Here is an 18,515-nt window from a genome sequence, read left to right on the forward strand (position 1 = left end):
CCCTCGTGAAGCGACGCGGTTGCACTACGAATAGGATGTACGGTAGCCATTGGTTCACCTCTCTGTCAGGTGGGTGGTGGTCAGGGGCTGGCGCTGTGTTCCCGCACATGCTGGCCCCGCTTGTTGCCCGGTCAAAACCTACCGGGCGTAGGTGGTGACTTACGCCACAGACTTCATTGGCACCACGTTGGTGGCGGTCTGACCGCTCATGATCGAATCCAGGCGGCTCCCAAGGGCCTCAAAGGCGTTGCGCCGCTCGTCCATCATGTCGTCTTGTATGTAGATGGTGGCTAGCTCGTCATCTAGCGAGTGATTCAGGCACTTGTGAATGACCTCGATGCGGATATTCAGGCGGCTCATGAGCGTCGCAGCAGTGCGCCGCAGGTCGTGTGTGCTCCAAGCCCCGCCGGGTAGCGCCAGCGCCGTGGTGTGTGGGGTGCGCCGGGTGCGGGTGGATTCGCTGGCACGTTGCCGGTCTGCCAGTTGCTTGTTGATAGATGTGGGCAGGGTGTGCCCCTTGCAAACGCGGTTCCCCTTTTTCACGCTTCCTTCGAAAGTCGGGAACAGGTAGGGCGTGTCGGCTTCCTTCAGCGCGTGCAATTGCTCGATGTGGCGCATCGCAAAGCTAGACAGGTGAACCAGATGGGGTTTTCCGTTCTTGGAGTTCTCCGCAGGGATGCGCCACACGCGCCCGTCCATATCAACGTCTGACCATTTGGCTTTGGCCAGTTCGCCAATACGGCAAGCCGTGGACAGTTGAATGGAAACCGCTAGCTGGGTGCGCAGGTTCAGCCCACAATGGGGCAGGGCGTCATGCAGTTGGCGCAGTTCCTCGGGTGTCAGCCATCGTTTGCGCTCGCCTTCGTCCTTGCGCTTGATTCCCGCCGTCGGGTCATGGGCCACCAGTTCACGCACTTGGGCGAACTTGTACATCTGCCTCAGTTCGGTCAACACCAGATTGTGTGTGCGGCTCTTGCCTTCGGACGATAGCCGATCAAGGATCGCCATCACGTCAGCTCGCCTGACTTCTTCGGCCAGCTTGCCCCCGATTTCCGGGAACACGTGCAGGTCAAACCGCCATTTGATTTGCTGGCCACCGTCCTTGCGGCCTTCACTCTTGCCCGCCCGGTTCTTGCGTGGGAGAAGTTCGATTGACTGCCAGCGTTCGAACAACCGATTAACAGTCATGCGCCGTGCGGCTTCGCTGGCCTCACGCTCGCGCTGTGCCGCTTCCTCTGCTGCCACACGCTCGCGCTCCAGTCGGGCGGCTTCTTCTGCTTTCCGCTGTTCTTCGAAGTACGCGCGCAGGTTCTTCCTTACGGCGGTGTCCTTGTACAGCTTTGACCAGCCAAGGGCGACGGCTCGGGCATCGGCCACCGTCAACCCACCTTTCCCGTCTTTGCTGTAGTCGCCGATTGCAAGGGTGTCGCGCTTGCCGTCCGGCAGGGTGTAGCGGAAGTAAAAGCAGCGCCGCCCGCTCGGCGTGATCCTGCCGAGAAACCTGCCATCACCTCGCCCCCAGTCGTCAGCGATCCATTGATCCTTGTCGGTGGGCTTGCGCTGCATGTCCTTGTCTGTGATGGCCATCTGTTCCCTTGGTTGCCGTTCGGTTGCCGTTTCTGGCTGGCTCCAAGTGTACCGGTGTGGTCATCGGTGGACAATCGTTTCGCTTAACCTGTTGATTTGCAATGGTTTGCCCCGTGGCTGGTGGAAGTCTTTGGGCCTCCTTGGACTAAGGAAAAAGTGCTTTGGGAGCAGAGGGTCGTGAGTTCGAATCCCACCGCCCCGACCACGTTCAAGTAATGGAGCCGCAACGGTCTGGATCGTTGCGGCTCTTTTCGTTTCGGCCCTTGTTCTTCCAACCAGGTTCAACCGCCCTGGCGTGACGCCGCCCAGCCCACCTGCGGGCTGCGCGTGGGCTTCCAGGCAGCCGGAGGGGGACGCCGCCAGTGGATCGGGCTGCGCGGCGTGAGCGGCCAGGCCACCAGCAACACGCCGGGAAGCGCCACAGAAAGCGGCAGCCAGGTCCAGTCTCCAGCCTCGATCAGCAGACCGTGCGCCGCCACGTACAGCGCTGGCAGGGTGGCGAGCATCGCGCCGAACGCCATGGCCCAGCGCAGGACATGGCGATGGGTGTCCGCGGTGCCGAATCGGTCTGCCACGCCATTGCGGACGCAGGCCAGCACGGCCAATCCCAGCACGAAGGGCGCATGCCCGATCACGTCGATGGGCCCGAACATCGGCATGGCCGCGATCATCAGTGCCAGAAGCAGCACGCACGCCAGCCGCCCCGCGACCCCACCAACCACGATGGCGGTGGCGGTGCAGAACTCGATCATGCCCGCCCCCTGCATGAAGAAGTCGGGCGTCAGACCCATCAGCAGCGCCCGGGCGTCGCCGCACAGAAGGGGAAAGGTCCACTGCGGATACATCCATTTCTCGATGGCGCCCCATAGCAGGGACAGGCCCACCGTCAGCCGCAAGGCAGTCAGCGCACGGCGCTGGAGCGCGGCCGGGGCGTCGGACAGCCACAGGCATGCCGCCACCCCGAGAAAAAGCGTGTAGTCGATCAGGTGAAAAGCCCCGTACTGCGCGATGGCCTGCCCGAACAGCGCCACCAGGCCCATGGCGGCCAGCCGGGGGCGACCCAGCAGGGCCAGTGCGCCAGTCGCGACTTGCAGCACCGTCGTCCAGGGCGCGCCGGCCGTCAACTCGGGTGTCAGCAGCACCGGCTTGTCGGCAAAGTACAGCGCGTTGGCCAGAAAGAAGAGGCCCGTTCCGATCCGAATGACGCGTAAGGCGATCCTGTCGCTGACCACGCCATGCAGTGCGCGTCCAGGAACACCGACCGTGCGACGGCGCAGCCACGCCTCGGTGGACGCCACCAGCATCATTGTCAACAGCGCACACGCCGCCAGGGCGACAAAGCCTGGCTGACCGATCACGGCCACAACAGGACGGGGCGCATCCCGCACTTGCACCTCGGCAAACCACTTGATGTGGGCGCTCGCCGGGGTGCACGCCACCAGCAGCAGGCTGAACAGCCAATGCGCGCGGGCGGTGCCGGGCAGGGCGAGAAACGAACGGGCACGAGACATGGCGGGGACCCCGGAAACAGATCCGATCAAAGGACATCGGTTGCGGGTGTCGCTCCGCAGGCGGTGTCGATGGACCGGGAGTTCCAGGCGCCACAGACATGCGCCATGGTGCCGTTCGAGCAAGGCCGTGGATCGGCCAAACAGCAGCCGGGTGGCCGGTCAGATCGACGCGGCACCCGGCATTGCGCGGCGCTCCGTGATGGAGCGCACACGCCAGTGCATCAGCGGTCCAGCTGCTTCTTCACTGTTTCCTTGGCATCGCCATAGGTCTTCTGGGTCTTGCCTTCGACCTGGCGGGCCACGCCCTTGGCGTGCTGTTCATGGCTGCCGACGGCCTTGCCGACTTCGGCCTGTGCCTTGCCGGCGACGTCCTTGACGGTACCCTTGATCTGATCGCGGTTCATGGTGTTCTCCGTTGAAGTGGATCGTGTCCTGTCCCGGCAATCGACATGCCCGGTGCAGCTCGTGCACATGGCGGGCGCGTGGCTTGCATACTGAGCGCTCACAACCCTCGTTTCAGGAACACCATGCCCGCTCGCCGCAAAGACGTCACCGCAGTCAGCCTCGTCACGCGCGGGCACGAACTCGCCGTCGCCGTGCCCCAGGTCATCGGACATCGTGTGGTCCGGATGGCCCTCGCGGGGCCGGTGTTGTCCGCCCGCGACCACAAGGAATTCAGCGGCATGGTCGCCGAAAAGCAGGTGGCCTTCATGCAGTCCTGGATGGCGATGTGGACCCACGCGATGCAGGCGCAGCAGCGTCTTGCGCTCTCGCTGTGGCAGGTCTGCTGGCCGGTGCCTGGCGGCGCCCATCCTGGCCAGACGCTGCTTCAGGCAGGCGAGGCCTGGCACCGCGCCTCGCTCGGCGTGATTGACCAAGGCTTGGCCCCCGTGCACCGCAAGGCCACCGCCAACGCGCGCCGACTGGCACGCACGCGCCTGCGTTGACGTCCACCCCCGCGCGCAACGCCCGGTTAGCGTTTGACTTAGATCAAATCGCACTGAAACCGTGCACGAATTCGTGCATGTGCGCGGGGCGCACCATTTGGTTTCGAGGACAGCCGCCGATACTGGAACAGGCTCCTGGTGCCCGTCATGGTGGCGCCGGGGACAACGGCGACATGTCCTGAGGGATGGACCATGACAACACACCTTCCGCCCGTGACCGGGCGCGAACACGATTTCCCGGCAGAGTACAAACTGGTATCGACCACGGATCCGCAAGGACGGATCACGCACTGCAATGGTGCCTTTCTGGAGGTCAGTGGCTTCGGGTACGACGAACTGATGGGGCAACCCCACAGCGTCGTGCGTCACCCCGACATGCCACCGGAAGCCTTCAAGGACATGTGGAGCACCATTGGCCGAGGTCGGCCCTGGACCGGCGTGGTGAAGAACCGCTGCAAGAGCGGAGACCACTATTGGGTGCTGGCCAACGTCACCCCCGTCATGGAGGACGGCAAGCCCAAGGGTTACATGTCCGTGCGAATCAAGCCGACGCGGGAGCAGGTGGCCAAGGCCGAGGCGCTGTACGCCCGGGTGGCCGCCGAGCGCGCCACCGGGCGCCACACCGTGCGCATCCATGCCGGCGCCATGCGCCTGGTGGGCTGGCGCGATTGGCCCCACCGCGTGCACCGCCTCACGCTCACGCAGCGCGTCGGTCTCGTCATCCTCGCGGTCTCGCTGCTGCCTGTCCTGGCGACGACGCTGGGCCTGCCGTGGTTTGCACAATGGCTTGCTGCCCTGGTACCGGCTGCGCTGGCCACCTGGTGGTTCCACGGTTACGTGGCCCGGCCGCTTGACCGCGCGGGCGAGCTGGCCGCCCACATTGCCGGTTGCAACCTCAATGGCAACGTGCGCTTCATGCGCCGTCACCCCCTGGGGCAGTTGTTGCGGCGACTCTGGCTCATCAACCTCAACATGCAGGCCATCGTCGAAGATGTCCGCAGCGAGGTCAATGCGATGAAGGACGGCGCGCGTGAGATCGCCTCCGGCAGCGACGACCTGTCCGGCCGGACCGAGCAGCAGTCGGCGGAGGTGCAGAAAACCGCGTCCACCATGGAACAGATGACCGGCGTGGTGAGCGGCACGGCCGATGCCGCCCGCCAGGCGGCCGACCTCGGCACGCGTGCCAGCACGGTGGCCAAGCGCGGCGGCGAGGCCGTGGGCGAGATCGTCCAGACCATGGGCCACATTGAATCCTCCTCGCGTCGCGTGGCCGAGATCAACCAGGTGATCGAGGGCATCGCCTTCCAGACCAACATCCTGGCGCTGAACGCCGCGGTCGAGGCGGCCCGTGCTGGCGAGCAAGGCCGTGGCTTCAGTGTGGTGGCCGCCGAGGTGCGATCGCTGGCACATCGGTCCAGCGAGGCCGCCCGGGAGATCCGTTCATTGATCGATGCGTCCGTGAGCCAGGTGACCGACGGTGCCGAGCGCGTGCGCGTGACCCAGCAGGTGATCCGCGACATGGTGGACGCCGTGGAGCAGGTCAGCGGTCTGGTGGCCCACGTCCAGCAGGCCACGACCGAGCAGTCTCAGGGCATTGCGGCGCTCAACGGCACCGTGGCCAGCTTCGATGCGTCGGCCCAGCAGAACGCGGCGCTCGCGGAACAGACCGCAGCCGCGTGTCAGTCGCTGCAACGGCGTGCCGGTACGCTGGAGCGCGCGGTGCAGGTCTTCCGCCTCGGCGCGGCCAAGGACGCGCCTTCGGTCAAACCGGCTGGCGCGCGCTCGCCCGCTCAGCGCGCCCCCGCCTGAGGCCGGCGATCGCCAGCAGCCCCAGGCCCATGGTCGCCAGCGTGCCGACCTCCGGCACTGCAGCGACGGGCCCGCGGCCGTACACCACGTCGTCGATGGCAATGATGTCGTTGCCGGTGTAGAAGCTGACCGAGCCGATGAGCTTGCCCGGGTTGTGGAAGCCCACAAAGGCCATGCCACCCAGCGAGATGTCGCCGTAGGGCAGGCTGATCTCCTGGCGCACGCCGTCCTGGAAGGTGAGGGTGCCCGTGGCCAGCTGCAGACCCGAGAAATACGCGCCGAAGTAGCTGACGCCCTCACCGAACGTGAAGGTGATGGTGCCTTTCTTGCCCGGCGCAAGCAGGAACTGACTGCCCGCCTCGGTGGTGTTGAAACCGCACAGCGCCGCCCGGCAGCCTGAATCGTCCGTCACCCGGCCACCCCGGATGGCGAGCCCGGCCGGCATGTCGCCTTCGAAATCGAGCATCACGCGGCCGCCCGTCGAGTTCAGGAAAGACGCCTGGCTGGCCGCGGCCTGGGGGCCCACCGAACTGGCACCGCTGTCGAACCCGGACGTCACCGTCAGCTCCGCCATGGCCGGCGCGCCCAGCAGCATCACGAGCAGCGGCAGTAGGGTTTTCAAACGGCTTGGCATGGTCATCTACCTCGGGGCCACAGCAGAACAGAGAGGAAAGCACCGACGGCCCTGGTGCTCACCTTGGCGTAACGCATCCGGGTTACGCCACCTGTATCAAACTGTATCGATGCCCGCCCGCAACCCGAAACCCCTGAAAACCGGGGCGGGCTCGGGTTTTGTGCCCCTCCTCACCCATTCAGGGTGTGCAAAAGGCGTCTGGGGCCGGGGCGCCCCTTGGGGTAAGCCCTGCTCAGGGCTGCGGCTCGTACCCTTCTTCGGTGATGGCGGCCCGCACCTGGGCGCGGTCCAGCGCGGTGTCCACCGTCACCTGGCCGGATGGCAGGTCCACCTGAACCCGCGCTTCGGGGTCCAGCGCCTGCACCGCCTGGGTCACTGCCTTCACGCAATGGGCGCAGCTCATGCCGCTGACAACGATCTGATGGGTCTGGGGTGTGCTCATGACGGGGCTTTGGTCGGAATGATGAGGATGGAGGTCATTTTCTCCGCGTTGCCAGGGCCAGCGTGGGCGGGCGACCACGCTGGCGCGTTCATACGGCGATGGGAGCGGAGGCCATCGCGTAAACTGTTCGTTCACATGCCACGTGCATGCGCTGGCTGTCCGTAGCTCAACTGGATAGAGCAGCTGCCTTCTAAGCAGCAGGTCGGGGGTTCGAGTCCCTCCGGACAGGCCAACCATTCAACCGGCGGTCAGCCGCGGGCCCGGCCCGTACGGCGGGCCGTTCCACGCACAAGGGACTGTCGTCATCCATGTTTGCCGCGATCAAGCGACTCCTGGGTGCCCGGGGCGGCGCAGGCGCCGATGGCGACGTGCTGGCCGCCTGGGCCAAGGCCGAAGGGCATCAGCTCAAACGCGTCAAGGACAGCCGGGGGGCAGGGGGCTTTGTCGTCAGCACCCAAGCCGGCTGGCGCGTCGAGTGGGGCGCGTCGCAGCGGCCTTACATCGTAGGTCAGGAGCTGCGCTTTCGCAGTGACACCGGTCTGCCGCACGACGTGCAGATGCTGCTGCTCAGCAAGGTGCTCACCCAGACCCTCGAGACCGACGTCTTCAGTCGCTACACCAACGCGATGCAGACCCAGGTCGACCACACGCTCCCCGAGGAAATGCGCTGGTTGGCCATGCACCCGCGCATCTCGATGGCCGCCTCGCCCGTGCTGGCGCGCCGGTTTGCGCTGTTCTGCAACGCCGAAGAGGTGGCGCGCGCCTGGCTTGATGAAGACATGCTGGCCCAGCTTGATGCGGCCGCCACGTCATGGTGGACGGACGCGCTGCTGCTGGTGCTGACGCTCAACCGCGGCATCCTCACCGTCCGCATGAGCGGGCAGAACCTTGAGGCAGCGCAGCTGCACTTCGTCGGTGGGCTGTTTGACCGGGCCGCAGCCCGCTGCCGCGCCATCGCCCAGGGCTGAGGCGCAGGCGCCTCGGCTGGGCGCCGGCTCAGCCCTTGCGCCGTTGCAGGAAGGCTGCGATGGCGGTGCCCGCCGCAGGCTGGGTCAGGTTGCGTAGAAAGTGCGTCTGCTCTTGCTGCAGATGGGTATGCAGCGGGCGCGAATCCGCCTCGTTCACCAGTTCCTTGATGCTGGCCACGGCACCCGCCGGCAACGTGGCCAGCTCGTCTGCCCACGCGAGGGCTGCCGACAGCGCCGTGCCCGACGGCGCCAGCCGCTGGACCAGGCCCACCGCGGCCCAGTCCTGCGCACTGTGCGTTCCGCCGTCCCATAGCCACGCGAGCGCCCGGCCGCGCCCCACCCGGCGCGCAAGCTGCCACGAGGTGCCACCGTCGGGTGACAGGCCGATCTGGCTGTAGGCCATCGTGAAGCGGGCGTCCTCGGCCGCCACGATCAGGTCGCACGCGAGCGCCAGCGACACCCCCCCTCCTGCGGCCCGTCCCTCGATGGCCGCGATCACGGGTTTCGGGAAGCTGTGCAGCCCCTCCACCCATTGATGGAAGGCGCCGATGGCCGCTTCCTGTGCGGGCAGATCGTGGTCGCGGTTGTGCCCCAGGCGCGCCAGGTCGCCGCCGCTGCAGAAGTGACCGCCGGAGCCGGTCAGCACCACGGCCGCGATGTCGGGGTTGTCCTCCGCCATGCCGAGTGTCTCGATGCCCGCGGCGTACACCTGGGGTGACAGCGCATTGCGGTTGGCCGGTCCGTGCAGGGTCAGCACGAGGGTGGCGCCGTGGCGCGAAGTCTGCAGTTCAGTGGTCATGCCTGGTTTGCCGTGTTGATTCATGGAAACTGCTGGGAATCCCTCGCGATTCTCGCCCCCGGGATGCATTTCGCTTCATGCTAGAGTGGTTTACTGGCCTCAAAGCACACCCTCATGATTCATTGCAACAAGGTGTCGGCCGCGGTTCTCGCTGGAGTGGCACTGGGTTTCGTGCCGATTGCGTCTCACGGCTTGGGCTTCGGTCGCCCCGTCAGCCGCGCCATCCTCGGCGAACGCCTGCAGATGCAGGTTCCCATCCGCCTTGAAGCCGGCGAAGACCTTGCCCAGGATTGCCTTGCCAGCGACGTCTACGTGGGCGAAGACAAACTGCCTCGCGGCGCGGTGTCCCTTGCAGTCGAACGCGCAGTCGGTGCCTCCGAGGCCACCTTGCGCTTGCAGACGCAAGGCGTGCTGAACGAGCCGGTGGTGACGGTCTACCTGATTGCCGGCTGTCAGGCGCGCGTCACCCGCAAATTCGTGCTCTTCGTCGACCCGCCCTCGCTGGCGGCGGCCGAGACCGCTCCGCTCACTGCCACCGCCCCCTCGGACAACCCCGCCCCTGCGGATGCGGGGGGCGCTGCTGCCCCGTCCACCCGTCGCCCGGCATCGAGCACCGCCGCCCGCACGGCTGCTCGCGCGCCTGCGACGCGTGCGGCCGCTTCGCCCGCCAGTGAGGCGGGGGGCATGGCCTCCCCCGGTGCTGGCGGCCTGTCCACCTCGATGGGGGCAGCAGCAAAGGCTCCGAAGGCGGCGAAGGCCGACACGGGCAGCCGACTGCTGCTCGACCCGGTCGAGCAGGATGCACTGGTCCTGCCCGAGTTGCGGCCCACGGCCACGCTCGGCACGGCCGCCCTCGACGATTCACCCGCCTCGAAGGAGCGTCGGGCGGCCGCTGCCGCGCTGTGGCAAGCGTTGAACGCCACCCCCGAACAACTGGCCCGTGACCGCCAGCGCCTCGCCGAACTCGAGCAGCGGCTGGTCGCCCTGCAGGCCGAAAGCGACAAAGCCAAGGCTGCACTGGCCAGCACCGCCCCCGTGAGCGAGGCGGCCCCCGGCTGGTTGGTCACTGGCCTCGGAGCACTCGTGCTGGTCCTGCTGCCCCTGGTGCTGTGGCTGGGATGGCGGCTGTGGCGTGCCCATCGCGCAGCCGCCGCGTCCGACTGGATGGCGTCTGCCGTGAACAGCGAAGCGCGCGACACCGGTGTGGACGACGACCTGAGCCGCACCTCGGTCGACTTCGTGCGCCGTCCGGAGGGCCTTCATGCGCCCGAGGTCGACACCTTCCAGGGCGAACTCGCACACCCCGCAACGTCGGTCCAGCCGGACTGGAGCGTGCCTGCACCTGCTCCGTTCGCGCCCGCTCCGGTGTTTCAGGCACCTGTGCCCGCGCCGAGCGTCACGCTGGAGCCACCGCCTGCCCCGGCGCCCGTGCCGATGGGCTCGCCGGTGCAGCGCGAGGCCCTGCGTGAGGTGTCCGTCGAAGAGCTGATCGACCTCGAACAGCAGGCCGAGTTCTTTGTGGTGCTGGGTCAGGACGATGCGGCCATCGACCTCCTCGAAGGGCACGTCCAGAGCACCACCGGAGGCAGCCCGCTGCCTTACCTCAAGCTGCTCGAGATCTACCAGCGCCTCGGCCAGCGTGCCGATTACGAGCGCGTGCAAGCCGACTTCAACGCCCGGTTCAATGGCTATGCGCCCGCCTGGGAGGCCGACCTGCAGCAGGGGCACAGCCTGGCCGATTACCCTGGGGTGATCGAACGCCTGCAGGGTCTGTGGTCGACACCGGCGCGGGCCATGGACGTGCTCGAAAAGTCGCTGACCCGGCCGGATCACGACGCCGAGACCTTTGACCTGCCGGCCTACCGCGAACTGCTGTTCCTGTACGCCGTGGCGCGGGATCTGTCCGAGCGTGAGTCGCGAGACCGCCAGGCCGTGGACCTGTTGCTGCCCGAGATGGGCGGTGCGCAGCCCGCATCGCAGCTGACCGTGCGCGGTGAATCCGACGAGGTCGCGCCGCTGATGGCCACCCGGCCCATCAAGGCGCAGCCCGGTGCCCGTCCCAGCATCAGCCTTGACCTTCATCTGGATGACCTGACCGCGCCGGAGCCCGACCCGGCGGCCTCCGAGGTGCGCGTCACCGATCCGCTGCCGAGTGCCCCCCGCACGCTCGACCCACTGCCGTTCCACGTGGACGACAGTGACACGCCGCACATCGGCAAAGCGTGATCAGATGCCGCCGCGGCGGCAGTGCGGTCACATGCCGGCGTCGCTGCCTTCGCGGGGTGCGCCGGCGGGCGTCTGCATGGCCTGCAGGATCAGCTGACGGGTCAGCCGGTCGGACACCAGCTCGGCAAAGTTCAGCACGAACTGGCGCATGTAGGCGCCCCGCTTGAAGGCCAGCCGCGCCAGGTTGGGGCCGAAGAGGTGGCCCACGGGGCGCGCCACCAGTTCGCTGCCCGGCGTGTTCATCAGCGGGTCGTCCTTCACCGCCATTTCGGCCACCAGGCCGATGCCCATGCCCAGCCGTGCATAGGTCTTGATCACGTCGGAGTCAATCGCCTCCATCACCACATTGGGCGTGAGCCCTCGCTGGGCAAAGGCCTGGTCGATGCGCTTGCGGCCGGTGAAGGAGGGGTGATACGAAATCAGCGGCTCGGCGGCCAGCTGCTCCAGCGTCAGGCGCGGCACCTGGGCCAGCGGGTGCCCCGCCTGCATCACGACCACGTGCTGCCATTCATAGCAGGGCAGGGTGACGAGTTCCGGAAAGTCGCTGAGCGACTCGGTGGCCAGACCCACGTCGGCGACCTCATCGAGCACCATGCGGGCCACCTGCTCGGGCGTACCCTGATGCAGGCTCACGGCCACCTTGGGGTACTTGCGCCGCAGCGCGGCCACGGGCTCGGGCAGCACGTAACGCGCCTGGGTATGCGTGGTGGCGATCGAGAGCGTGCCCGCATCCTGCATGGCGTACTCCTCGCCAATGCGTTTGAGGTTGGCCACCTCGCGCAGGATGATGTCGATGGACTTCAGCACCTGCTGGCCGGGCTCGGTGACTCGGCGCAGGCGCTTGCCGTGGCGCACGAAGATGTCGACGCCCAGCTCTTCCTCCAACTCCAGAATGGCCTTGGAGATGCCGGGCTGCGATGTGTGCAGCGCCTTGGCGGTTTCGGTGAGGTTCAGGTTACGCCGTGCGGCTTCCCAGACGAAGCGGAACTGGTGCAGGTTCATGGTGGCTGCTGGACTGCCGTGCCGGTGTCGCTCAGGCGGCTGGCTGCGCGGGGTGCGCGAGCTGCCAGGCCGAATCGGCCAGCGCCTGGATCAGCAGCGTCGTCTCGCCCACGGCGGCGCTCAGCGTCCACTGCACGCCGGGATGGGCCTCGGCCAGTTCACTCATGAGGCGGGGCAGGTCCTTGCGCACATGCCCACCGACCCCCAGAAACAGCGGCACCACCGTCACCGCGGTGCAACCCGCCTCGGCGAGTTCACGGCCGGCGGCCGGCAGGTCGGGCGACATGAACTCGAGAAAGGCCAGGCGAATGTGCGCGGCCAGCGCGGCATCTCCTGCAGCCAGCGCACGCTGGCGCAGGGCTTCCGCGGCGGCCTCGAAGGGGCGTGCCCAGTTCGGGTCGCGGGCGCCGTGCGCGAACAGCAGGATGCCGGAGGCAGAGGAAGACATGGCGGGGGCTTTCAACGGTAACGCACGAGCCACACGAAGGCGCTCATGGACAGCAGGAGGTACAGCGCACTCGGTGCGGCGGCAGCCAGCCAGGGTTGCCACTGGTGCAACAGGCCGAGGTGGCTGCTGATGTGGTTGGCCAGCACGAAGCTGATGCCCAGCATGATGCCGCCAAAGATCTTCAGGCTCATGCCGCCGCTGCGCGCATGCAGGTAGGCGAAGGGCAGGGCGAGCGCCACCATCACCAGGCACACCACGGGGTAGAAGCTCTTCTTCCAGAACTCGATTTCGTAGCGCTGTGCGGCCTGCGCGTTGCTGGCAAGGTGGCGGGTGTAGCGCCAGAGCGCCATGGTCGACATCGTGTCGGGCGGCAGCACCGAGGCCGAGACCACCAGCGGTGTCAGGCTGCTCTGCCAGGCGAGCTGCACATGGGTCTGCTCGCGCACCACGGGGCGGCCCTCGCGCACGGCTTCCTCGCCCAGCAGGTCGTGCGTGAGCCACAGTGTCTCGTTCACCTCGCGAAGCTGCCACACCGAGCCGACGTCGTCGCCGCCGGCACTGACGTCGGCCTGTCGCGCCGAGAGGCGGCGCAGCAGCCGTCCGCTGTCGTCGAACTCGAAGATGCGCACGTCGCCGAACTGGTCCTGCCGCACGGCCTTGCCCACGCTGACCGTGATCAGGTGGGTGCTGCCATCGGGCTGGGCGCGCCGTTCACGCAGCCAGGCGCCCGACTGGCCCAGCTTCAGGCCCTGGCGGGTGCTGAACTGTGCCTTGTGCACCTGCAGCTGCGCCTCGGACCAGGGCACGTACCAATTGCCGATCCACACCATGATGGCCGCGGCCAGCACGCCCAGCAGCCCGAGCAGGCTCAGCGCCCGGCCGGGCCCCAGGCCGCCTGTGCGCAGGATGGTGAACTCGGAGGTCTGCGCCAGCCGGGACAGCGCCAGGATGGCGCCGATCAGCAACGCGATGGGGAAGAGGTCATACAGGTGGGCGCCCTGCATCAGCACGCAGGTCCACAGCACGTGGTGCAGCTTGTAGCCCAGACGGCCCAGGTTGCGCACTTCGTCGACAAAGTCGATGAAGAAGAACAGGGCCGAGAAGGCCAGTGCCACCAGCGCCACGTGGCGCACGATGGTGCCGAAGATCAGTCGGCGAACGGTCTTCATGCGCGGGCCTCCTGCGGGCGGCGGCCCAGCATGCGGAAGGCGCCGTCACGCCAGGCGATCAGGGCCAGCAGCGCCATGGTCAGCCCGCCATGCACGCCCAGCACGGCCGGCGCCCACTTCATCTTGCCCTGTGTGACCCACGACTGCGTGAGCGTCAGCAGGTTGAAGTAGACGACGAAAAGAAGCAGCGCGTAAACCAGGTTCCAGCTGCTGTTGCGGCGGCTGTTGCCGGCGGCCAGGGCGAGGCCGGCCAGCACCATGTTGAGGGCAGCCCACACGAGGCCCAGGCGCCAGACCAGTTCGCCGCGCGCCTCGCGGCTGCGGTCGGCCAGGAGGTCGGTGGTCGACATGGCGCGCAGCTCCGGAGCAGCCGAGCCGGCGTCCGGCGCCTCGCCCACCAGCACCCGGGCACGGTCGAAGTGGGCGCTGGTGATCTCGCCCGTGTCCAGTCGGGTCTGGATGCGCTCGCCGTTGTTCAGGATCAGGTAGCGCATGCCCTTGTCGACCTGCAGTTGCCCTTCGCGCGCCGTGACGACCGATTCGGTGCCTTCATCGGTCAGCACCATGAAGACATTGCGCCCGGTGGTCTGGCCGTCGCTGTGGCTGTCGATGAAGAACACGCGCTTGCCATCGGCCGATGCCTGAAACTGACCCGGGGCGATGCGCGCCATGTCGGAGCGCTTCTCGAAGCGGTGCCGCAGCACCTCGGTCTGGTCATACGCCCACGGACGCGCCACCAGCGTGCTGGCGGCCACCAGCGCCACGATAGGCCACGCCATGCGCAGCAGCGGGCGCAGAAAGCTGAATTGCCGCGCTCCGCTGGCCTGCCACACCACCATCTCGCTGTCGCGCCACATGCGGCTGAGCACCGACACGACCGACACGAACAGGGCGAGCGCCAGCAGCACCGGCAGCTGTGTGACCACGGTGTAGCTGAGGATCAGGCTCACGTCGGCCGGCGCAAAAGCGCCCTTGGTGGCCTGACCCAGGATGCGGATGAGCACCATGGTGAGCACCACGGTGAGCAGCACCACCAGCGTGGCCATGAAACTGCGCCAGAGTTCACGGCGCACGGAGGAATCGAATAACATTGCTTGGATCTGTCTATCCGTCCATTATGGACTTGCACTGCATGGACTACCGCTCCACCGTGGCCCACGGGCCTGCCCTGTCCCAGCTCAATGCCGATGCGCTGCTGGTGGTTTTCACGGCCGATCAGGGCAGCACGGGTGATCCGGTGCTGGATCAGATCGCCAAGGACGCCATCGCCGCGGGCGACTTCGCGCTCAAGGCGGGCAAAAGCCTGTATGTGCATCGACCGGCGGGCGTGAAGGCCTCCCGCGTGGTGCTGCTGGCCGCGGCCGATGCCACGCCCAAGGCGTTGAAGGCCGCCGTTGGCAAGGGCCTGGCCCACATCAAGGATCTCGGTGCGGTGCATGCCGCCCTCGCAGTCGCCGCCGGTGTGACGCTGGAAGCGGCGCATGCCCACGCGCTGGTTCTGGCCGTGGCCGATGCAACTTATGTGTACACCCACACCAAGCCCAGCGCGCCCAAGCCCGGCCAGCTGCGCAAGGTGACGCTGGCCTGTACGCAGGACGATGCCGCGGCCGTCAAGCGCGGCCTGACGGAAGGCCAGGCCGTGGCCGAAGGCGTGACGCTGGCGCGCGAGCTGGGCAATCGCCCTGGCAACCATTGCACGCCGGCCTTCCTCGCCAGCGAGGCCAAGCGCCTGGGGCGCGAGTTCAAGTCGCTCAAGGTCGAGGTGCTCGACCGGCCGGCCCTGGAAAAGCTCGGCATGGGCTCCTTCCTGTCGGTCACCAACGGCTCGGCGCAACCGCCGAAGTTCATCATCCTGCGCTACCAGGGCGCGGCCGCCAGCCAGGCGCCGCTGGTGCTGGTGGGCAAGGGCATCACGTTCGACACGGGCGGCATCTCCATCAAGCCGAGCGCCGGCATGGACGAGATGAAGTTCGACATGGGTGGCGCAGCCAGCGTGCTGGGCACCTTCCGCGCCGTGGCCGAACTGCAGCCGCGCATCAACCTGATCGGCCTGGTGCCCGCGTGCGAGAACATGCCCAGTGGCACGGCCACCAAGCCGGGCGATGTGGTCACCAGCATGTCGGGCCAGACCATCGAGGTGCTCAACACCGACGCCGAAGGCCGCCTGATCCTGTGCGACGCGCTGACCTATGCCGAGCGCTTCAAGCCGGCCGCCGTCATCGACATCGCGACGCTGACCGGCGCCTGTGTGATCGCGCTGGGCAACCAGCACAGCGGGCTGTTCTCGGCCGACGACGAGCTTGCTCAGGCACTGCTCAAGGCCGGCCAGCAGGCACAGGACACCGCCTGGCGCATGCCGCTGGACGACGAGTACGCCGAGGGCCTGAAGAGCAACTTCGCCGACATCGCCAACGTGGGCGGTCGCGAAGGCGGCGCCATCACGGCGGCCTGCTTCCTGGCCAAGTTCACCAAGGCCTATCGCTGGGCCCACCTCGACATCGCCGGCTCGGCCTGGAAGTCGGGCGGCGCGAAGGGCGGCACCGGCCGTCCGGTCGGCTTGTTGACCCGATTCATCCTGGATCAGGCGGCAGCGGGCAAGGATGCCATCGCGCCGCGCGCCGTGAAGGCGGCGAAAGCTGTGAAGGCAGCGAAGCCCGCGAAGGCCGATGGCTCGCCACGCGTGGCGAAACAGCGGCAGGATGCGGACTCCGCCGCACCGACCCGCACGCCGCGCCCCCGCACCACCCGCGTGGGCGTCGCTGCGGACAAGGCCTGAGCGCACCATGAGCGCCGCCCAGACTGGCAAGGTCGAGTTCCACCACGGGGTGGGCGACAAGCTGGCCTACGCCTGCCGCCTGCTGCGCAAGGCGTACAAGGCCGGCGCCCGTGTGGTGGTGACGGGCGATGAGGCGAACCTGCGCACGCTTGATCGCCAGCTCTGGACATTCGACGAGCAGGAGTTCCTGCCGCATGTGCTGGCCACGGCGCCGGGCGATCTGCCCGCTCGTCAGCACGACACGGCCATCTGGCTGACGCCCGACCCGGCCACTGCGCCGGGTGAGCGCAGCGTGCTGGTGAACGTGGGCCAGGGGCTGCCGGCCGGCATGGACCGCTATGCCCGGCTGTTCGACATTGTCTCCAGCGAGCCGGAGGACCGTCAGCTGGGGCGGCAGCGGTGGAAGCAGTACGCAGCCATGGGCTGGCAGGTGCAGCCGCACGAGGTCAAGGAATGAGCCAGGCGCCCCGCCCGCCGGCCCATGTGCCGACGTTGACCGAGGTGATCGACCTGCCTGTCGACGGGGCGGGCGTCGGCCAGACCGTATCTGCGCCGGTCGTCACATCCGGTTTTCCGAACGCGCGGCCGGCGTGGGCGCCCATCTCCAACCTGGTCGTGGGGACTCCCATCGACACGCCGCTGGTGGAGCCGCCCGTGCTGCCCGTGGCGGTCGGCGGCCCCACGCGTGCCGACATCACCGAGGCGCAGATCGCGCAGCGCGTGCTGAACGACGTACAGAAGCAGATCGATGGGCTGCTCGATTTTCGGCTTCGAGAGGCCATCGGGCCGATCCTCGCGCGCCACAGCGAAGCCCTGGTGCGCGATTTGCGTGAAGAACTCGGGCGCACCATGCGAGACGTGGTGGCCCGGTCCGTGGCGCAGGAGATGGCGAAGCTTCGCCAGCGCTGAACCACGGTGCCTTGTGAACCGTACCCCAACGCTTTCAACCCAACCGACGAGGTGGACATGACCCTTCGCTTTGCCCCTTCCCCGAGCCTGCGCCACGTGGCCCTGGCTGCCGCATCGTTTGCCGCCCTGGCCACGGCCGGCGGCGCCGCCCAGGCCCAGACTGTGGTCAAGATCGGCCACGTGGGCCCGGTGTCCGGCCCTCAGGCGCACTACGGTCGCGACAACGAGAACGGCGCACGCATGGCGGTCGACGAACTCAACAAGCAGAACATCTCGATCGGCGGCAAGAAGGTGACCTTCGAACTGCTGGCCGAAGATGACGCAGCCGACCCGAAGCAGGGCACGGCGGCCGCGCAGAAGCTGTGTGACGCCAAGGTCAACGGCGTGGTGGGCCACCTGAACTCGGGCACCACCATCCCGGCCTCGAAGGTGTACAACCAGTGCGGCCTGCCGATGATCTCGCCCTCGGCCACCAATCCCGACCTGACCAAGCCGGGCTACAAGAACGTGTTCCGCCTGCTGGCCAACGACAACGCCCTGGGCGCCGGTCTGGCCAATTACGCGCATGGCACCCTGAAGCTCAAGAAGGTCGCGATCATCGATGACCGCACGGCCTACGGCAAGGGCGTGGCTGAAGTGTTCGCCAAGACCGCCAAGCAACTGGGCATGGAGGTGGTGAGCCAGCAGTACACGAACGACAAGGCGGTGGACTTCATGGCCATCCTGACGGCCATCAAGAACAAGAAGCCGGACGGCATCTTCTTCGGCGGCATGGACCCGCAAGCCGGCCCGATGCTGCGCCAGATGCAGCAACTGGGTCTGACCAAGACCTACCTGTTCGGCGGCGACGGCATCTGTACCGACAAGCTGATCGAACTGGCCAGCGGCGCTCGCACGCTGGGTAACGTGGTGTGCGCGGTGGGCGGCGCCTCGCTCGATAAGCTGGCCGGTGGCAAGGACTGGCGCGCCCGTTACGACGCCAAGTTCCCGGGTCAGTTCCAGGTGTATTCGCCTTACACCTACGACGCCACGATGGTGCTGGTGGACGCGATGAAGCGCGCGAATTCGGTCGACCCGAAGGTGTACGGTCCGAAGATCGTCGAGGCCGCCTACCAGGGCGTGACGGCCAAGGTGCAGTTCGAGTCGAATGGCGAGCTGAAGAACCCCGCCATGACGTTGTACGGCTACAAGGACGGCAAGAAGACGCCGGTCAACTGACGCGAAGCATGCTAAAGTAGCGGGCTTCGGAGAGGTGGATGAGCGGTTTAAGTCGCACGCCTGGAAAGCG

Annotated in this window: 18 protein-coding genes and 1 tRNA gene; 9 read left to right on the forward strand and 10 right to left on the reverse strand. The window is 67.3% G+C overall.

The window, feature by feature from the left end; translation table 11 throughout:
- Nucleotides 1–159: 159 nt before the first annotated feature.
- The 3 genes from Q0Z44_RS12535 to Q0Z44_RS12545 all read right to left on the reverse strand — a co-directional run bounded on the left by Q0Z44_RS12535 (nt 160) and on the right by Q0Z44_RS12545 (nt 3,502).
- Nucleotides 160–1,587 (reverse strand): site-specific integrase, encoded by a 1,428-nt coding sequence (locus Q0Z44_RS12535; RefSeq protein ID WP_298013235.1) that lies wholly within the window; start codon nt 1,585–1,587, stop codon nt 160–162.
- A gap of 281 nt (nt 1,588–1,868) precedes the next feature.
- Complete coding sequence (locus Q0Z44_RS12540; protein ID WP_298013237.1) at nt 1,869–3,098, reverse strand: hypothetical protein; 1,230 nt, start codon at nt 3,096–3,098, stop codon at nt 1,869–1,871.
- 221 nt (nt 3,099–3,319) lie between these two features.
- Nucleotides 3,320–3,502 carry a CsbD family protein gene (locus Q0Z44_RS12545; protein ID WP_298013239.1) on the reverse strand — a complete coding sequence of 61 codons (183 nt, stop codon included), beginning with the start codon at nt 3,500–3,502 and terminating at the stop codon, nt 3,320–3,322.
- 123 nt (nt 3,503–3,625) lie between these two features.
- On the opposite strand from Q0Z44_RS12545, the gene Q0Z44_RS12550 reads away from it, so the two are divergent.
- Entirely contained in the window at nt 3,626–4,045 is a 420-nt protein-coding gene (locus Q0Z44_RS12550) for a polyhydroxyalkanoate granule-associated phasin (RefSeq protein WP_298013242.1), read from the forward strand.
- 192 nt (nt 4,046–4,237) lie between these two features.
- Nucleotides 4,238–5,854 (forward strand): PAS domain-containing methyl-accepting chemotaxis protein, encoded by a 1,617-nt coding sequence (locus Q0Z44_RS12555; RefSeq protein ID WP_298013244.1) that lies wholly within the window; start codon nt 4,238–4,240, stop codon nt 5,852–5,854.
- On the opposite strand, the gene Q0Z44_RS12560 is transcribed toward Q0Z44_RS12555, so the two are convergent.
- Nucleotides 5,808–6,476: a hypothetical protein gene (locus tag Q0Z44_RS12560; protein WP_298013246.1), complete on the reverse strand. Its 669-nt coding sequence runs from the start codon at nt 6,474–6,476 to the stop codon at nt 5,808–5,810. The genes Q0Z44_RS12555 and Q0Z44_RS12560 overlap by 47 nt on opposite strands.
- Nucleotides 6,477–6,720: 244 nt before the next feature.
- On the reverse strand, nt 6,721–6,930 hold the full coding sequence (locus tag Q0Z44_RS12565; RefSeq protein ID WP_298013248.1) for a cation transporter: 210 nt from the start codon (nt 6,928–6,930) through the stop codon (nt 6,721–6,723).
- 155 nt (nt 6,931–7,085) lie between these two features.
- On the opposite strand from Q0Z44_RS12565, the gene Q0Z44_RS12570 reads away from it, so the two are divergent.
- Both Q0Z44_RS12570 and Q0Z44_RS12575 read left to right on the forward strand, forming a co-directional pair.
- Nucleotides 7,086–7,162 (forward strand) — tRNA-Arg (locus tag Q0Z44_RS12570).
- Nucleotides 7,163–7,238: 76 nt separating this feature from the next.
- Nucleotides 7,239–7,898, forward strand: a complete 660-nt coding sequence (locus Q0Z44_RS12575) for a hypothetical protein (protein ID WP_298013250.1) — start codon at nt 7,239–7,241, stop codon at nt 7,896–7,898.
- 28 nt (nt 7,899–7,926) lie between these two features.
- Here Q0Z44_RS12575 and Q0Z44_RS12580 read toward each other — a convergent pair whose 3' ends face one another.
- On the reverse strand, nt 7,927–8,697 hold the full coding sequence (locus tag Q0Z44_RS12580) for an oxepin-CoA hydrolase, alternative type (protein WP_298013252.1): 771 nt from the start codon (nt 8,695–8,697) through the stop codon (nt 7,927–7,929).
- A gap of 114 nt (nt 8,698–8,811) precedes the next feature.
- Between Q0Z44_RS12580 and Q0Z44_RS12585 the strand changes: the two genes are divergently transcribed.
- Nucleotides 8,812–10,923 (forward strand): hypothetical protein, encoded by a 2,112-nt coding sequence (locus tag Q0Z44_RS12585; RefSeq protein ID WP_298013254.1) that lies wholly within the window; start codon nt 8,812–8,814, stop codon nt 10,921–10,923.
- 27 nt (nt 10,924–10,950) lie between these two features.
- Here the strand turns inward: Q0Z44_RS12585 and Q0Z44_RS12590 are convergent, their stop codons facing one another.
- The 4 genes from Q0Z44_RS12590 to lptF are packed head-to-tail and all read right to left on the reverse strand — an operon-like array spanning nt 10,951 to nt 14,633.
- A complete protein-coding gene (locus tag Q0Z44_RS12590) occupies nt 10,951–11,925 on the reverse strand; it encodes a CysB family HTH-type transcriptional regulator (RefSeq protein WP_109037016.1) in 975 nt (324 codons plus the stop codon).
- A 31-nt stretch (nt 11,926–11,956) separates the two neighbouring features.
- On the reverse strand, nt 11,957–12,373 hold the full coding sequence (locus Q0Z44_RS12595; protein ID WP_298013257.1) for a CbiX/SirB N-terminal domain-containing protein: 417 nt from the start codon (nt 12,371–12,373) through the stop codon (nt 11,957–11,959).
- Nucleotides 12,374–12,384: 11 nt separating this feature from the next.
- Nucleotides 12,385–13,542 (reverse strand): LPS export ABC transporter permease LptG, encoded by a 1,158-nt coding sequence (gene lptG, locus Q0Z44_RS12600; protein ID WP_298013259.1) that lies wholly within the window; start codon nt 13,540–13,542, stop codon nt 12,385–12,387.
- Entirely contained in the window at nt 13,539–14,633 is a 1,095-nt protein-coding gene (gene lptF / locus Q0Z44_RS12605; protein ID WP_109037013.1) for an LPS export ABC transporter permease LptF, read from the reverse strand. Before lptF ends, lptG begins: the two co-directional genes overlap by 4 nt.
- A 41-nt stretch (nt 14,634–14,674) precedes the next feature.
- Here lptF and Q0Z44_RS12610 point away from each other — a divergent pair, with 41 nt between their 5' ends.
- The 4 genes from Q0Z44_RS12610 to Q0Z44_RS12625 are packed head-to-tail and all read left to right on the forward strand — an operon-like array spanning nt 14,675 to nt 18,445.
- Nucleotides 14,675–16,318 (forward strand): leucyl aminopeptidase, encoded by a 1,644-nt coding sequence (locus Q0Z44_RS12610; RefSeq protein ID WP_298013261.1) that lies wholly within the window; start codon nt 14,675–14,677, stop codon nt 16,316–16,318.
- Between the two features lie 7 nt (nt 16,319–16,325).
- Nucleotides 16,326–16,775, forward strand: coding sequence for a DNA polymerase III subunit chi (locus Q0Z44_RS12615; RefSeq protein ID WP_298013263.1), 450 nt, complete (start codon nt 16,326–16,328; stop codon nt 16,773–16,775).
- Nucleotides 16,772–17,227: a hypothetical protein gene (locus tag Q0Z44_RS12620; RefSeq protein ID WP_298013264.1), complete on the forward strand. Its 456-nt coding sequence runs from the start codon at nt 16,772–16,774 to the stop codon at nt 17,225–17,227. Before Q0Z44_RS12615 ends, Q0Z44_RS12620 begins: the two co-directional genes overlap by 4 nt.
- Before the next feature lie 57 nt (nt 17,228–17,284).
- Complete coding sequence (locus Q0Z44_RS12625; RefSeq protein WP_298013267.1) at nt 17,285–18,445, forward strand: branched-chain amino acid ABC transporter substrate-binding protein; 1,161 nt, start codon at nt 17,285–17,287, stop codon at nt 18,443–18,445.
- Nucleotides 18,446–18,515 lie beyond the last annotated feature (70 nt).

The sequence above is a fragment of the uncultured Aquabacterium sp. genome, assembly GCF_947366995.1.
Lineage (GTDB): Bacteria > Pseudomonadota > Gammaproteobacteria > Burkholderiales > Burkholderiaceae_C > Aquabacterium.

Bases quoted from the DNA above. Each gene is read 5' to 3' on its own strand.
- Q0Z44_RS12595 (WP_298013257.1), bottom strand. From the start codon at position 12,373: ATGTCTTCCTCTGCCTCCGGCATCCTGCTGTTCGCGCACGGCGCCCGC.
- lptG (WP_298013259.1), bottom strand. From the start codon at position 13,542: ATGAAGACCGTTCGCCGACTGATCTTCGGCACCATCGTGCGCCACGTG.
- Q0Z44_RS12565 (WP_298013248.1), bottom strand. From the start codon at position 6,930: ATGAGCACACCCCAGACCCATCAGATCGTTGTCAGCGGCATGAGCTGC.
- Q0Z44_RS12555 (WP_298013244.1), top strand. From the start codon at position 4,238: ATGACAACACACCTTCCGCCCGTGACCGGGCGCGAACACGATTTCCCG.
- Q0Z44_RS12540 (WP_298013237.1), bottom strand. From the start codon at position 3,098: ATGTCTCGTGCCCGTTCGTTTCTCGCCCTGCCCGGCACCGCCCGCGCG.
- Q0Z44_RS12590 (WP_109037016.1), bottom strand. From the start codon at position 11,925: ATGAACCTGCACCAGTTCCGCTTCGTCTGGGAAGCCGCACGGCGTAAC.
- Q0Z44_RS12545 (WP_298013239.1), bottom strand. From the start codon at position 3,502: ATGAACCGCGATCAGATCAAGGGTACCGTCAAGGACGTCGCCGGCAAG.
- Q0Z44_RS12575 (WP_298013250.1), top strand. From the start codon at position 7,239: ATGTTTGCCGCGATCAAGCGACTCCTGGGTGCCCGGGGCGGCGCAGGC.
- Q0Z44_RS12610 (WP_298013261.1), top strand. From the start codon at position 14,675: ATGGACTACCGCTCCACCGTGGCCCACGGGCCTGCCCTGTCCCAGCTC.
- Q0Z44_RS12625 (WP_298013267.1), top strand. From the start codon at position 17,285: ATGACCCTTCGCTTTGCCCCTTCCCCGAGCCTGCGCCACGTGGCCCTG.
- Q0Z44_RS12580 (WP_298013252.1), bottom strand. From the start codon at position 8,697: ATGACCACTGAACTGCAGACTTCGCGCCACGGCGCCACCCTCGTGCTG.
- lptF (WP_109037013.1), bottom strand. From the start codon at position 14,633: ATGTTATTCGATTCCTCCGTGCGCCGTGAACTCTGGCGCAGTTTCATG.
- Q0Z44_RS12615 (WP_298013263.1), top strand. From the start codon at position 16,326: ATGAGCGCCGCCCAGACTGGCAAGGTCGAGTTCCACCACGGGGTGGGC.
- Q0Z44_RS12535 (WP_298013235.1), bottom strand. From the start codon at position 1,587: ATGGCCATCACAGACAAGGACATGCAGCGCAAGCCCACCGACAAGGAT.
- Q0Z44_RS12620 (WP_298013264.1), top strand. From the start codon at position 16,772: ATGAGCCAGGCGCCCCGCCCGCCGGCCCATGTGCCGACGTTGACCGAG.
- Q0Z44_RS12550 (WP_298013242.1), top strand. From the start codon at position 3,626: ATGCCCGCTCGCCGCAAAGACGTCACCGCAGTCAGCCTCGTCACGCGC.
- Q0Z44_RS12585 (WP_298013254.1), top strand. From the start codon at position 8,812: ATGATTCATTGCAACAAGGTGTCGGCCGCGGTTCTCGCTGGAGTGGCA.